A 14,635-nucleotide genomic window follows, 5' to 3' on the forward strand; every position below is an offset into this window, starting at 1 on the left:
CGAGCTCGCGGGTCACATGTAGTACATGCCCACGTGGTGGCCGTTGATGACCTCCACGCGGATGTCCATGTCGTAGATGTCCCGCAGGATGTCCGGCTGCATGATCTCCTCGGGGGTTCCCTGACAGACCAGGGCGCCCTGCTTCATGGCCAGGACGCGGTCCGAATAGCACGACGCGAAATTGATGTCGTGGATCACCAGGATCACGGTCTTACCGAGCTCGTGGGTCATGCGCCGCAGGAGCTTCATCATTTCCACGGAGTGCTTCATGTCCAGGTTGTTGAGCGGCTCGTCCAGGAGCACGTAATCGGTGTCCTGGGCGATCACCATGGCAATGAACACGCGCTGGCGCTGGCCGCCGGAGAGCTCGTCCACATAGCGGTCCTGGAACTCGTTGAGGTTCAAATAGTCCAGGGCCCGGTCGATGTGTTCGGTGTCGTCGGGACGCAGCCGGCCCTTGGAATGCGGGAAACGGCCGAAACCCACCAGATCGCGCACCGTCAGGCGGACGTTCAGCGTGTTTTCCTGGCGCAGGATGGACAGCTTCTTGGCGAGCACGTCCGAGGGGGTATTGAGTACGTCGTGTTCATCCACGAACACGGATCCATTGTCCATGGCCACCAGGCGGGCGATCATGGACAGCACCGTGGACTTGCCGGCGCCGTTGGCGCCAATGATCGACACCACGCCACCGGACTCGATCTGAGCCGAGACATGGTCCACCACGGTCGTCTCGCCATATGTCTTGGTGAGACCGGACAGCTCGATCACTTGATGGACCCTCTCAACAGCAGGAACAAGAACAACAACCCACCGCAGAACTCAATCACAATGGACAATGCCGTATCGAACGCGAACACGCGTTCCAGGATCAATTGTCCGCCCACCAGTGCCACAACGCCCAACAGCACGGAGATCGGCAGGATCCAGGCGTGTCGGAACGTGCGGCACAGGGCGTAGGCCAGGTTCGCGACAATCAGGCCGAAGAACGTAATGGGACCCACCAGAGCGGTGCACACACCCACGAAGACCGAGCACACGATCAGCACCGTGGTCACGGTACGGGTGTGATTGATCCCCAAACTGATGGAAGTGTCGCGTCCCAGGGACAACACGTCGAAGCGACGGCGCATCACGACCAGCGGAACGGTGGCGACCGCAATGATGAGCACGGAAATTTGCAGCAGCCCCAGGTCCACACCCGTGAATGAGGCGAACATGGAGTCCTGAAGCACCATGAACTCACTGGGATCCAGCAACCGCTGCAGCAGCGAGGAAATGCCGCGGAACAGCGTGCCGAACACGATTCCGATCAGCAGCACCAGGTGCAGGGACAGGCCGGAACCGGTGAACAGCCAGCGGTACATGATGGCCGCGAAGACCACCATGAGTCCGAGCTCCAACAGGAACAGGGGATAGGTACCCAGCTGCGTGCGGCCCACTGTGCCGATCGCGAAGATCAGGACCGTCTGGATGAGCATGAACAGGGAATCGAAGCCCATGATGGAGGGCGTCAGGATCCTGTTGGAGGTGACCGTCTGGAACAGCACGGTGGAGACACCCACGCAGAAGGCCACCAGGACCATGGTGAACACGCGGTTCGCGCGGCGGGGGAGCACGTAGGCGGCATTGGAGTCGAGCCCCAGGAACAAGTACAGGCCGATGCACACGAGCGCCAGGACGCCGATACCGGCGGTGACCACGGCCGGCGACACGGATCGCACGACAAAGCGTTTGCGCTTCTGCTGAATGGCGCTGGGCATCGGCAGAGCGGAGGACTTGGGGGTCATCGGGAACGAGCTCGCTTCCGCAGCAACATGGCCAAGAAGATAGCGGCACCCACCACGGCCACCACGGTGCCCACGGGAATTTCGAACGGAAAACGGATCACACGGCCCACAATGTCGCACACGAGCACGAAGCCCGCGCCGAAGACGCCTACCCATGGAACCGAGCGGCGCATGTTGTCACCGATCAGCAGTGACACGATGTTGGGTACCACCAGGCCCAGGAACGGAATGGAGCCGATGGTCACGACCACCACGGCGGAGATCAGGGCCACGATGGTCATGCCGAGCGCCATGATGCGCTTGTAGTTCACCCCGAGGGTCGTTGAGACGTCCTGGCCCATGCCCGCCACGGTGAAGCGGTCGGCGGCAATGTAGCCGATCAGGGTCAGCGCGGCCACGAGCCAGAGCAGTTCGTAGCGGCCCTTGATCACACCGGAGAAGTCGCCGATCATCCAGGTGTTCAGCGTCTGCAGCAGGTTGAATCGGTAGGCGAAGAACGTGGTGATCGCGGCAATGACGTTGCCGAGCATGATGCCGACCAGCGGTACGAGCAACGCATTGCGCAGCGGGATCTTTTGCAGCACGGCAAGGAACAATGCGGTACCGCCCACGGCGAAGACCGCGGCCACACCCATCTTGCCGAGCAGAGGAGCGCTCGGGATCAGCACGGTGACGGCGAGCAGACCCAGGGAGGCGGATTCCACGGTGCCGACCGTGGAGGGCTCCACGAATTTATTGCGTGCCATTTGCTGCATGATCAGGCCGGCAACGGCCATGGCCATGCCGGCAAGAATCACGGAGATGGTGCGCGGGAAACGGGAGACGGAGAGGAGATGGAAGGACTCTTGGAGTCCGGCGGTGTCCCCGCCGGCCACCTGACGGATCAGGGTGGCCGGCGTGACATCCGCGACGCCCACGAACGTTGAGATCACTGCCAGGACGAAGACCGCGAGGGCCGCCGTCACCAGGGCGCCGTTGGAGCGGAGCAACCGCTTGAAGGGCCCGGGTGTGGTGGCCCGGTCCGTGCGGTTGGTCCTTCCACGGGTTGCAGCGGGTTCGGGAACCGAACCGTTGCCGCCGGTGTTCTCAGGTGCGCGAGCGATAGTGCTCACGTCAAGCTGTCCTGAACTTCAGTGATCATTGCGGGGAAGTTGTTCAGGCCGGGTCCCACGATGTACCACGCGGAGGGATCCAGGTAGGTGATCTGGTCCTTGGTGGCGGCGGTGGTCTGGTTGACCAGGTCGTTGTCCAGTACCTGCTGCGCGGCCTGACCGGATTCTCCCTGGCCCACGGCCACGTCGCGGTCGATCACGTACAGGCGGTCCGGGTTGGCCTCGGAGATGGCCTCGAAGGAAAGGGACTCGCCGTGGCTGCCTTCGGACTGCACGTCACCGGCGGGTTCCAGGCCCAGGGTGTCAAAGATGATGTTGCCGAAACGCGAACCGGGGCCGTAGGCGTTGACCTCGCCGGCGTTGGTCATCAGGAACATGGCGGAACCCGCGTCGGCCGCGGCTTGTTTGGTGTCGGAGATCTGCTGGTCCACATCGGCCAGCTTGTCCTCGACCTCGGACTCCTTACCCAGGATCTGCCCGATGGTCTCGGACTGCTTCTTGAACGAAGCCACCGGATCCTTCTGATCCATGGTCAGATCCACGGTGGGTGCGATTTCCGAGAACTGGTCGTAGAAGTCGGCGGTGCGACCGGAAATGATGATCAGGTCCGGGTTGGCGGCGGAGATCGCTTCCATGTCCGGTTCCTTCATGCCACCGGCGTTGACGTACTTCTCGTCCTGGTACTTCTCGAACTCGTCCGGCAGGGACGCGGGCTTGGGGAGGCCGTCGACCTCTTCGCCCAGGGCCTCGAAGCTGTCGATCACACCCAGATCCATGGAAATCACGGTCTCGGGGTTCTTGGGGACCTCGGTGGTGCCCTGGACGTGCTCCACGGTCACGGTTTCGTTCGACGAACTTTCCTCGGAGGAGGAGTCGCCGGCGGCTTCGGTGGAGCAACCGGTGAGAGCGAGCAGGCCACCTGCGGTGAGCAGTGCCATGGCCTTAGGGCTGATGCGGTTCATTACGTTCCTCAAGTGTCAGGGAAGGTGCGAGATCGTGCGGCCGCGCAAGCCGGTGGCGATGCCGGGTAGGTACGACGGCGCCGTCGTCCCCTGACCCGCGGATGCATCGTCTTAGGATTGCCTTACCTGACAAGCTATCGGGAGCCGTCTCGTGTACGCAAACTAATAGCGAATATATTAATGTCCTAAATGACTTCACCGGCGAGTGAACGTTTGGCACTCGCCTTGACCGACTGCCAGCCCAACCCTAGAGTGACTATTGGCACTCTCCGGGTGAGGGTGCTAAGGGCCAGGCGCTCAATCGGCACCGCGACGACGGTTGGCACGCCAACTGGCTCGTAGCGCATCCGCGGTCACGGGACCCCGTGAACCACCGTGGGCGCTCACCGTCTCATACGCCTAAAGAAAGGGAGAGATCGTGTCGGTCTCCATCAAGCCTCTCGAGGACCGCATTGTGGTCCAGCCACTGGCCGCCGAGCAGACTACTGCTTCCGGTCTGGTCATCCCCGATACCGCCAAGGAAAAGCCCCAGGAGGGCACCGTCCTGGCTGTGGGTCCGGGCCGCGTCGACGACAAGGGCAACCGCATTCCCGTGGACGTCAAGGAAGGTGACCTGGTCATCTTCTCCAAGTACGGCGGAACCGAGGTCAAGTACAACGGCGAAGAGTACCTCGTGCTCCCGGCACGCGACGTGCTGGCTGTCATCGAGAAGTAAATCTTCCACAACCTTTCTGCGCGGTGCCCGCTGCGCCTACTCGTGAGTGGGTGGCGCACGGGTACCGCGTTATTCATTCTTAGTCTTCTCGCCCGATAAGGAGCACACATGCCCAAGCAGTTGGCGTTCAACGACGCCGCTCGCAAAGCCCTTGAGGCCGGTGTCAACCGGCTAGCCGACACTGTCAAGGTCACCCTCGGCCCGCGCGGGCGCAACGTTGTCCTGGACAAGAAGTGGGGCGCCCCCACGATCACCAACGACGGCGTCACCATTGCTCGCGAAGTAGAGCTGGACGACCCGTACGAGAACCTCGGCGCGCAGCTCGCCAAGGAGGTCGCCACCAAGACCAACGATGTTGCCGGTGACGGCACCACCACCGCGACCGTGCTGGCTCAGGCACTGGTCAAGGAGGGTCTGCGCAACGTGGCCGCCGGTGCAGCGCCCAGCGAGATCAAGCGTGGAATCGAAGCCGCGGTGGAGGCCGTCTCCCAGCGACTGCTGGACAACGCCCGCCCGGTCGAAGGCCAGGACGTGGCCCACGTGGCCGCGATCTCCGCGCAGTCCACCGAGATCGGTGAGCTGATTGCTCGCGCGTTCGAGACCGTGGGCACGGACGGCGTCATCACCATCGAGGACGGCTCCTCCACAGAGGTCGAGCTGGAGGTCACCGAAGGTATGCAGTTCGACAAGGGCTACCTCTCGCCCTCCTTCATCACCGATCAGGAACGTCAGGAAGCCGTCCTCGAGGACAGCCTGATCCTGCTCTACCAGGGCAAGATCTCCTCCGTGCAGGACCTGATGCCCGTTCTGGAGAAGGTGCTGCAGGCCAAGAAGCCGCTGACGATCATTGCAGAGGACGTCGAGGGCGAAGCCCTGTCCACCCTGGTGGTCAATAAGTTGCGTGGCACCCTGGACGTCGTCGCCCTGAAGGCTCCCGGTTTCGGTGACCGCCGCAAGGCGATCATGCAGGACCTGGCCGTGCTGACCAACGGCACTGTGATCACCGCCGAGCTGGGCATTTCGCTGGACAGTGTTGACCTGACCCAGCTGGGTACCGCTCGTCGCGTGAGCGTGACCAAGAGCCTGACCACCGTGGTGGACGGCGGCGGTACGGCCGAGCAGATCGCCGATCGCGTGGCTGAGATCAAGGCAGAGGTGGAGCGCACCGATTCCGAATGGGATCGCGAAAAGCTCCAGGAACGACTGGCTCGTCTGGCCGGCGGCATCTCGGTGGTCAAGGTGGGCGCCGCCACAGAGGTGGAGCAGAAGGAACGCAAGCACCGCATCGAAGACGCCGTCTCCTCGACCCGCGCCGCACTCGAAGAGGGCATCGTGGCCGGCGGCGGTTCCGCTCTGGTGCACGCATCCAAGGCGCTCGACGGCGCCGAACTCGGTCTCGACGGCGACGCCGCCACGGCCGTGGGTATCGTGCGTCGCGCCCTGGTCCAGCCCTTGCGTTGGATCGCAGAGAACGCCGGACAGGACGGCTACGTAGTGGCCTCCCGCGTGGCGGACCTCGAGCCGGGCCACGGCTACAACGCCGTGACCGGAGAGTACGAGAACTTGGTCTCGGCCGGCATCATCGACCCGGTCAAGGTCACCCGTTCCGCCCTGCAGAACGCCGCATCCATTGCCGCTCTGGTGCTCACCACCGAAACTCTGGTGGCCGAGAAGAAGAACGACTCTGAGGATCACCACCAGCACTGATCTGCTGCGATGAGATCCACGCTGACCGGCGGTTCGCCCACATCACGGGCGGGCCGCCGGTTTTTCATTGCGTGGATCCAGTAGCTGTCCTTACTGGCGGTGACGACGGACCTCGATTCTGCATGTCAACTCGAGGGGGTTAAGGTGGCAGTCATGCCCGAAACCCTTCCCCCACGGTCGAGCGCGCCCCACGTTCGCCCCGACGTCGTCTCGCGCTATTCCGGTTTCCGAACCGAAGTGCAGGGTTTGCGCGCCGTAGCGGTCCTGCTGGTGGTGATTTACCACGTGTTTCTGGGCCGGGTGTCGGGCGGTGTGGACATCTTCTTGTTGATCTCCGCGTTCTTCATGACGTTGTCTTTTGTGCGCAAGATCGAAAGCGGTCGCCCGCTGGCCATCGGCCGGTACTGGTTGCACACGTTCAAGCGGCTGCTTCCGCTGGCCACCGTGGTGATTCTCGTGACGATCGGGTTGCTCACGGTGTTTCCCGAGTCCTCGGTCGCGCAGTTCCGCTGGGAGGCCCTGGCGTCCGTGTTCTACGTGGAGAACTGGGCTCTTGCGGCGTCGTCGGTGGATTATTACGCGGCGGATCATTCCACGGCCTCGCCGTTCCAGCATTTCTGGTCCCTGTCCGTCCAGGGCCAGGTCTTCTTGTTGTGGCCGTTGCTCTTTGGTTTCGCGTGGCTACTACGACGCCGCACACGCATCAGTTCGGTGCCCATTTTGGTGGTGTGTTTCGGGCTGATTTTTGCGGCGTCCATGATTTTTTCGGTGATCACGACCGAGACTCAGCAGGCTTACGCCTATTTCGACACCCGTGCCCGGTTGTGGGAGTTCGCGCTGGGTTCTCTGATCGCCTTGGCGATTCCCTACCTCAATCCGCCGCGGGTGCTGCGCATCATCCTGGGGTGGGTGGGCATTGTGAGCATGGTGTCCGTGGGCGTCCTGGTGGACGTTCAAGGTGCTTTCCCGGGCTGGATCGCTCTGTGGCCGCTGCTGTCCGCGGCCGCAATCATCGTGGCCGGTAACACCGAGTCCCGGGTGGGGTTCGACCGGTTTTTGTCCTGGCGGCCCGTGGTGAAGTTGGGCGACGCCGCCTACGCGTTGTACCTGGTGCATTGGCCTCTGCTGGTCACGTACCTGGTCATCATGGATCGTCCCTGGGCCGGACCGCGTTCGGGTGTTGCGCTGGTGCTGGTGTCGATTGTTCTGGCGCTGGTGCTCACGGCGTTCATTGAAAACCCGCTCAAGGCGTGGACGTGGCCCGAGCAGACCAAGCGCCGTTTGGCACTCGTGATCATCGCGTGTTTAGCGGTGGTTTCCACTGCGGTACTGTCCTGGGCCGCCGTGGACGCCCACCGCAGCGCGCAGTTGGAAGCGGAGGCCGCGCGCAACAACCCCGGGGCAGCGGCACTTGCGGTCGAGGATCCCAGCGGCACCGAGACGGATGCGCCGCTGGTGCCGATCATTCAAGGGGATTACCCGAAACCGTCCCTGGGAGAGCCCTGCCCGGAAGAAATGGGTTTGAGTGCCGCAAATCAGACATGGTGTGGAATCACCATCGATGATCCGCAGGCAAGCCAAACGATTCTCGTGGTGGGCAACAGCCACACGATCCAATGGCTTCCGGCCATTGAGGATCTGGCGCGCAGCCAAGGGTGGAACATGGTGAGTTACATTCGGGGAAACTGCATCCTGGGCAGCGCCGATGACCAAGTGAGGGATCAGGCGGAGTGCGCAGAATGGCTCAGTGAGATCGACAAGGTCATCGATGACGCAGATCCGGACTTGGTCGTCACGACAGGCACCCGCTCCTTGGAAGACGGGGGTGAAGACCTGAGCCCGGGAATGGTGGAGAAGTTGCAGGAGTTGTCGCAAAAGACCGGGCATCTCCTGGCTATCAGGGACAACCCTCGTTTCGTTGACGCCCCGGGTCTTTGCGTCCAGGACGACCGGCGAAGCGCGCAGGATTGCACCCCTCCCGCCACCGACATCACGACCTCTCCGAACCCCCTCGAATCCATCGCCGGCCAGAACGAGGGGATCTCCACGGTGGACATGGGGGATCTCATTTGTCCTGACGGAATGTGCGCACCCGTCATCGGCAACGTGATCGTGTACTGGGACAATAATCATCTCACGCAGAACTACGTCCGTTCCTTGTCCCCGTTCTTCGTGGAACGCGCGGAGAAGGCCCTCGCCGAGAACGGTTTGCTCTAGGGCGGCAACCGAGCCGTAGCCGCATGACCGTAGAATGAAACGGAAACTATTTGGTGAAAGGGAGCTTTCGTGACCGATGCCGTGCCTACCGCACTGATGGATGACCCGTTCGGCTTGACCGGACTGACCTACGATGACGTTTTGTTGTTGCCCGGCAACACTGATGTGATTCCTTCCGAAGCATCGACCAAGACCCGGCTCTCACGCCGGATCGAGATCGAGGCGCCCGTACTGTCCGCGGCCATGGATACTGTCACCGAATCCGCCATGGCCATTTCCATGGCCCGGTTGGGTGGCATGGGTGTAATTCACCGCAATCTGTCCATCCAGGACCAGGCCGATCATGTGGACCGCGTGAAGCGCAGTGAATCCGGCATGATCACCAAACCGGTGACCGTGGGCCCGGACGCGACCCTGGCCGAGTTGGACCACCTGTGTGGCTACTACAAGGTCTCCGGCCTGCCCGTGGTGGATGAGAACCAGAAACTGCTGGGCATCATCACCAATCGTGACACCCGCTACCTGCCGGAATCCGATTTCCACACCCGGCTGGTGCGCGATGTCATGACCCCCATGCCGCTCGTGACCGGCAACGTGGGCATGAGCAAGGACGAAGCTCACAAGCTGCTGGCCACGCACAAAATCGAGAAGCTGCCCCTGGTGGACGAACAGGAGCGCCTCACGGGCCTGATCACCGTCAAGGACTTCACCAAGGCCGAACAGTATCCGCTGGCCACCAAGGACGATGAGGGTCGGCTCCGTGTGGGTGCCGCCGTCGGCTTCTTCGGCGACGGTTTCGAACGAGCCATGACCCTGGTCGAGGCCGGGGTGGACGCGCTGTTCATCGACACCGCCAACGGCCACTCGCAGGGTGTGCTGGACATGATTTCGCGACTCAAGCATGAGTCCGCCGCATCCCACGTGGACATCATCGGGGGACAGGCCGCCACTCGTGCCGGTGCCCAAGCCATTGTGGATGCCGGGGCGGACGCCGTGAAGGTGGGCGTGGGGCCGGGTTCCATCTGCACCACCCGCGTGATTGCCGGCGTGGGTGTGCCCCAGATCACCGCGATCAATGAGGCCGCCAAGGCCACGATCCCCGCCGGGGTCCCGATGATTGCGGACGGTGGTTTGCAGTTCTCCGGTGACATCGGCAAGGCCATGGTTGCCGGTGCGGATTCCGTGATGCTCGGGTCGTTGTTGGCCGGTTGCGACGAGTCCCCGGGAGAACTCGTGTTCGTGGGGGGCAAGCAGTTCAAGGCCTACCGCGGCATGGGTTCCCTGGGTGCCATGCAGTCTCGCGGTAAGAAGACCTCCTACTCCAAGGACCGTTACTTCCAGGCGGACGTCTCCGACGACGAGAAGCTGATCCCCGAGGGTATCGAGGGTCAGGTGCCCTACCGCGGCCCGCTGGCTTCCGTGCTGCATCAACTGGACGGTGGCCTGCGCCAGACCATGTTCTACGTGGGCGCGCATGACGTGGCGGAGCTGAAGATGAAGGGGCGGTTCGTGCGAATCACCCCGGCGGGCCTCAAGGAATCGCACCCGCACGACATCACCATGACCGTGGAATCGCCCAACTACAAGCGCTGATTCGCCCCTCCCGCTACTCGCGCGTGATGTGCGGGGAAAGGACTATCCGTGAGCTACGACATTGAGCTGGGCCGATCCAAGCGGGCCCGCCGCACGTTCAACCTCGACGAGATTGCACTCGTTCCGTCCCGGCGTACCCGCGATCCGCAGGACGTGAGCACCCACTGGCAGATCGACGCCTACAAGTTCGACATTCCCGTGGTGGGCGCCCCCATGGATTCGGTGATGTCACCGGAAACGGCCATTGCCCTGGGCCGGTCCGGCGGTCTGGGCGTGTTGGACCTCGAAGGCCTGTGGACTCGTTACGAGGACCCGCAACCGGTACTCGATGAGATCGCGGACCTCTCGGTGGAGAACGTCCCCGAGGCCACGCGCCGCATGCAGGAGCTCTACAGCGCGCCCATTCAGCCCGAGCTGATCAAGACTCGGTTGGCGGAGATCCGAGATGCCGGCGTGATCGTGTCGGGTTCGCTGTCACCTCAGCGCGTGGTGGAGCACTACAAGACCGTGCTGGAAGCGGGTGTCGACCTGTTCGTCATCCGGGGCACCACGGTATCCGCCGAGCATGTCTCGCAGAACCAGGAGCCCCTGGACCTGAAGAAATTCATTTACGACCTGGACGTGCCGGTGATCGTGGGCGGTGCGGCCGGTTACACCCCCGCACTGCACCTCATGCGCACCGGTGCCGCGGGTGTCCTCGTCGGCTTCGGCGGGGGCGCGTCGCTGCGCACCGAGTCCATCCTGGGCATCCACGCCGCGATGGCCACGGCTATTTCCGACGTCGCCGCGGCGCGGCGCGACTACCTGGACGAGTCCGGTGGCCGTTACGTCCACGTGATCGCCGACGGCGGCCTGGGGACCTCGGGTGACATCGTTAAGGCGATCGCGATGGGCGCGGACGCCGTGATGCTCGGAACCGTGCTGGCCCGCGCCGAGCAAGCTCCGGGGCAGGGTTGGTTGTGGGGAGCAGAGGCCCACCACCAACATTCGCCACGCGGTGAGCGCACGCGCGTGGGCACGGTGGGGTCCCTGGAAGAGGTCTTGAACGGTCCGGCGCGTCACGTGGATGGGTCTTCGAACATCATTGGGGCGCTGCGTCGGGCCATGGCCACAACCGGTTACTCGGACCTCAAGGAGTTCCAGCGCGCGGAGGTCGTGATCCGCGACTAGTCACACGCACCAACCAGTGTTGGGCCGCTCTGAGCATGGACCGATCCCCTGACGGGATTTGGGAAACGCACAGGGCGGCCCACTACTCTTATGTGGTGCTCAAGATCGCTCTCAGCCCCCGGTCGCTCGCCTTTCTGACGGTGAGCTTGATCATTGCGGCGCTGTTCGTGGTGTTGAGCATGTGGCAGTTGAGCAGTTCGGATCAGGCCGCCGTGGTGGCCGATCCGGACAAGGACACAGTGAAACCGCTGACCGAAGTGATCAAGCCCGGCGAGGTGGTCACCTCCGCCGCTGCCGATCACACCGTGGAGATCTCCGGAACCTACGATCCCGGGTCCACCGTGGTGATACCGGGTCGACTGCACGATGGCGTGGACGGCTACTGGGTGGTCTCGGAATTGGTGGTGCAGGATTCTGCGGGACTGTGGGACACCGCTGACGGCCCGATGTCCGTGCCCGTGGCGCGCGGTTGGATCGGCTCGAGCGATCAGGTGCCCGCGGCGCCGTCGGAACCCGTGACCGTGGCGGGCCGTCTCCTGCCGCCCGAGTCACCCCTGATAAATGAGGACCTCCCGGAGGGGCAGCTACCCTCCCTGTCGCCGGCGCAACTGACCAACGTGTGGGACGCGCCGCTGTACTCCGGCTACGTCGCGGCGGCCGCCGAGGTCCCCGCGGCTGAGGAAATGCCGGTCACCCAACAGGGAACCCTGGCCCCAGAAGCCTCCGTGCTGAGCGACGAGCTGTTCCATCTGGACATCGATCAGCAACCCACGGACACCTCCTTGAACATGCTCAACCTGTTCTACGCGCTCGAATGGATCGTGTTCGCGGGCTTCGCCGTGTTCCTGTGGTGGCGGTTCGTCCGCGACGAGTACCTGCGCCGACAGGACCCCCAGAAGTACTTCTACCTGGAGGGCGACTACTTCTGGGACGAGGAAGAACAGTCCTTCTACTACTGGGATGAGCGCGACCAGTGCTACTACTACTTTGACGACCAACCGGCAGCGCGCAGCACGTCCGATGCGGTGCCGGCGGCCGAGAACCGAACCCACCCCGAGCACGGAGCCTCCCATGAGCGAACCCACCCCTGATCCCCAGCACAACCCCAAGCCGGTTCGTCGCACGGACGGCGTGCGCGTGAGCACTCCCGCGGACGCCACCCCGGAGCTCGCCACGGTCCCCGACGATGTGAAGGCCCGGGCTGCGGCGCTGCAGCCGCGGCGTCGCTTCGGTGGAACCGAAGCCCAGATTCGGGGCGCCCTGACGTTCTACAAGATCTGCGCGTGGGTCTCCGGCACGTTCCTGTTGTTGCTCGTGGCCGAGATGATCACCCGCTACGGTCTCGGTTACGACTTGATTGCCGGGGGCACCGACAAAATCACCGGGGAACCTGTGGCCCTGGGCTGGCAGAACCTGGAGTTGGAGAACCTGGCCGGGGGAGTGAACATCTCCACCTGGATCCTCATCATTCACGGCTGGTTCTACGTGGTGTACCTGGCGGCCTGTTTCCGGATCTGGTCGCTCATGCGGTGGCCGTTCCCGCAGCTGATCGTCATGGCGCTGGGCGGTGTGGTGCCGTTCCTGTCCTTCATTGTGGAGCGCAAGATCCACCGTTCCACCGAGGTGGAGCTGGCCGCGAACCCCAAGGCCGCCAAGCGATACTGAGCGTGGGATAAGGCGGTCCCGGGTGTTCTAGACTTGGGGCCGTGACTGAAACCCCTGACAACCTCACCGAACTCGAGGACCGCCCGGTTCTTGTGGTCGATTACGGAGCGCAGTACGCGCAGCTGATCGCCCGCAGGGTCCGCGAAGCGAACGTCTACTCGGAAATCGTTCCGCACACCTGGTCCACGGAAAAAATCCTGCAGCGCAACCCCGCCGCCATTATTCTGTCGGGCGGACCATCGTCCGTGTACGCCCCCGGCGCCCCGCAGCGTGACGCCGAGTTGTTCGAGGCCGGCGTGCCCGTGCTGGGTATCTGCTACGGCTACCAGGTCATGGCCAGCGCCCTGGGCGGCTCGGTGGAGCGCACGGGTGCCCGTGAATACGGTGCCACCATGGCCACCGCGTCCCAGGACATGACGGGAACCCTGTTGGAGGGCTCCCCGGAGGTGCAGACCGTGTGGATGAGCCACGGTGACTCCGTGACCGGCGCACCCGAAGGCTTCACCACCCTGGCCTCCAGCGACGGCGCCCCCGTGGCCGCCTTCGAGAACCCCGAACGCAAGCTCTACGGGGTGCAATGGCACCCCGAGGTCAACCACTCCGCGTACGGGCAGCAGGTACTCGAGAATTTCCTGTTCAACGGCGCCCAGATCGCTCCTTCGTGGTCCACCGGGAACATCATCGAGGAGCAGATCGAATTGATCCGCGCCCAGGTGGGGGACGGCAAGGCGTTGTGCGGCCTCTCCGGAGGCGTGGACTCCGCCGTGGCCGCCGCCCTGGTGCAGCGCGCCATCGGCGATCGTCTGACCTGTGTGCTGGTCGACCACGGCCTCATGCGTCAGGACGAGGTCGAACAGGTCGAGAAGGATTTCGTGGCCGCCACCGGTGTGAAACTGCACGTGGCCCGCGAGTCGGAGCGTTTCCTGTCCGCGCTCAAGGGCGTGAGCGACCCGGAAACCAAGCGCAAGATCATTGGTCGCGAGTTCATCCGCGCGTTCGAGGCCGCGGAGGAACAGGTCCTGCGCGCCGAGGCCGCTGACGGTAAGCCCGTGGGCTTCTTGGTGCAGGGCACCCTCTACCCGGACGTCGTGGAATCGGGCGGCGGTGAGGGCGCAGCCAACATCAAGAGCCACCACAACGTGGGTGGGTTGCCGGAGGACCTGCAATTCGACCTGGTCGAACCGTTGCGCGGCCTGTTCAAGGACGAGGTTCGTGCGGTGGGCCGCGAGCTGGGCCTGCCGGAGAACATCGTGGGACGGCAGCCGTTCCCCGGACCCGGCCTGGGAATCCGCATCATCGGTGAGGTCACCGAGGAGCGCCTGGACATCCTGCGCCGCGCGGACGCGATTGCTCGCGAGGAACTCACCCGCGCAGGCCTGGACGACGACGTGTGGCAGATGCCCGTGGTGCTGCTCGCGGACGTCCGGTCCGTGGGCGTGCAGGGTGACGGCCGCACCTACGGTCACCCCATTGTGTTGCGCCCCGTCAGCAGCGAGGACGCCATGACCGCGGACTGGTCACGCCTGCCCTCGGAATTGTTGGCCAAGATTTCCAACCGCATCACCAATGAGGTCGAAGAAATCAACCGAGTGGTCCTGGACGTCACGTCCAAGCCGCCGGGAACCATCGAGTGGGAGTAATCCCACACTCGTTGTGAACGAACATCAGTGCCGGTGCGTCGGCCGCGCCACCCCGAAGCGGGCG

At 63.7% G+C, this 14,635-nt stretch carries 12 protein-coding genes; 8 read left to right on the forward strand and 4 right to left on the reverse strand.

From position 1 onward, the window contains the following. Positions 1-12 precede the first annotated feature (12 nt). The 4 genes from ABEA06_RS07555 to ABEA06_RS07570 are packed head-to-tail and all read right to left on the reverse strand — an operon-like array spanning position 13 to position 3,864. Positions 13-771 (reverse strand): iron ABC transporter ATP-binding protein, encoded by a 759-nt coding sequence (locus ABEA06_RS07555; protein WP_303382668.1) that lies wholly within the window; start codon positions 769-771, stop codon positions 13-15. Beyond that, on the reverse strand, positions 768-1,763 hold the full coding sequence (locus ABEA06_RS07560; RefSeq protein WP_345311081.1) for an iron chelate uptake ABC transporter family permease subunit: 996 nt from the start codon (positions 1,761-1,763) through the stop codon (positions 768-770). Before ABEA06_RS07560 ends, ABEA06_RS07555 begins: the two co-directional genes overlap by 4 nt. Positions 1,764-1,786: 23 nt before the next feature. Continuing rightward, positions 1,787-2,902: an ABC transporter permease gene (locus tag ABEA06_RS07565; RefSeq protein ID WP_345311082.1), complete on the reverse strand. Its 1,116-nt coding sequence runs from the start codon at positions 2,900-2,902 to the stop codon at positions 1,787-1,789. After that, on the reverse strand, positions 2,899-3,864 hold the full coding sequence (locus tag ABEA06_RS07570; RefSeq protein ID WP_312395296.1) for a siderophore ABC transporter substrate-binding protein: 966 nt from the start codon (positions 3,862-3,864) through the stop codon (positions 2,899-2,901). Before ABEA06_RS07570 ends, ABEA06_RS07565 begins: the two co-directional genes overlap by 4 nt. A 418-nt stretch (positions 3,865-4,282) precedes the next feature. On the opposite strand from ABEA06_RS07570, the gene groES reads away from it, so the two are divergent. The 8 genes from groES to guaA all read left to right on the forward strand — a co-directional run bounded on the left by groES (position 4,283) and on the right by guaA (position 14,571). Further along, positions 4,283-4,579, forward strand: coding sequence for a co-chaperone GroES (gene groES, locus ABEA06_RS07575; protein WP_095798825.1), 297 nt, complete (start codon positions 4,283-4,285; stop codon positions 4,577-4,579). A gap of 108 nt (positions 4,580-4,687) precedes the next feature. Next, complete coding sequence (groL, locus tag ABEA06_RS07580; RefSeq protein WP_303382254.1) at positions 4,688-6,286, forward strand: chaperonin GroEL; 1,599 nt, start codon at positions 4,688-4,690, stop codon at positions 6,284-6,286. A 153-nt stretch (positions 6,287-6,439) separates the two neighbouring features. After that, the gene (locus ABEA06_RS07585; RefSeq protein ID WP_345311083.1) at positions 6,440-8,503 is read left to right on the forward strand and encodes an acyltransferase family protein; all 2,064 of its coding nucleotides are present in this window, start codon (positions 6,440-6,442) and stop codon (positions 8,501-8,503) included. 96 nt (positions 8,504-8,599) lie between these two features. Then, positions 8,600-10,096 (forward strand): IMP dehydrogenase, encoded by a 1,497-nt coding sequence (guaB, locus tag ABEA06_RS07590; RefSeq protein WP_303382269.1) that lies wholly within the window; start codon positions 8,600-8,602, stop codon positions 10,094-10,096. Positions 10,097-10,144: 48 nt separating this feature from the next. After that, positions 10,145-11,266, forward strand: a complete 1,122-nt coding sequence (locus tag ABEA06_RS07595; protein WP_345311084.1) for a GuaB3 family IMP dehydrogenase-related protein — start codon at positions 10,145-10,147, stop codon at positions 11,264-11,266. 35 nt (positions 11,267-11,301) lie between these two features. Further along, positions 11,302-12,357: an SURF1 family protein gene (locus ABEA06_RS07600; protein WP_345311085.1), complete on the forward strand. Its 1,056-nt coding sequence runs from the start codon at positions 11,302-11,304 to the stop codon at positions 12,355-12,357. Next, on the forward strand, positions 12,338-12,931 hold the full coding sequence (locus ABEA06_RS07605) for a DUF3817 domain-containing protein (protein ID WP_345311086.1): 594 nt from the start codon (positions 12,338-12,340) through the stop codon (positions 12,929-12,931). The genes ABEA06_RS07600 and ABEA06_RS07605 overlap by 20 nt, the downstream gene beginning before the upstream one ends. Before the next feature lie 41 nt (positions 12,932-12,972). Next, a complete protein-coding gene (gene guaA / locus ABEA06_RS07610; protein WP_303382259.1) occupies positions 12,973-14,571 on the forward strand; it encodes a glutamine-hydrolyzing GMP synthase in 1,599 nt (532 codons plus the stop codon). Positions 14,572-14,635 lie beyond the last annotated feature (64 nt).

This window comes from Kocuria gwangalliensis (genome assembly GCF_039544365.1).
Taxonomy (GTDB): Bacteria; Actinomycetota; Actinomycetes; order Actinomycetales; family Micrococcaceae; genus Kocuria; species Kocuria gwangalliensis.

Bases quoted from the DNA above. Each gene is read 5' to 3' on its own strand.
- ABEA06_RS07560 (WP_345311081.1), bottom strand. From the start codon at position 1,763: ATGCCCAGCGCCATTCAGCAGAAGCGCAAACGCTTTGTCGTGCGATCC.
- ABEA06_RS07570 (WP_312395296.1), bottom strand. From the start codon at position 3,864: ATGAACCGCATCAGCCCTAAGGCCATGGCACTGCTCACCGCAGGTGGC.
- groL (WP_303382254.1), top strand. From the start codon at position 4,688: ATGCCCAAGCAGTTGGCGTTCAACGACGCCGCTCGCAAAGCCCTTGAG.
- ABEA06_RS07585 (WP_345311083.1), top strand. From the start codon at position 6,440: ATGCCCGAAACCCTTCCCCCACGGTCGAGCGCGCCCCACGTTCGCCCC.
- guaB (WP_303382269.1), top strand. From the start codon at position 8,600: ATGGATGACCCGTTCGGCTTGACCGGACTGACCTACGATGACGTTTTG.
- ABEA06_RS07600 (WP_345311085.1), top strand. From the start codon at position 11,302: ATGGACCGATCCCCTGACGGGATTTGGGAAACGCACAGGGCGGCCCAC.
- ABEA06_RS07605 (WP_345311086.1), top strand. From the start codon at position 12,338: ATGAGCGAACCCACCCCTGATCCCCAGCACAACCCCAAGCCGGTTCGT.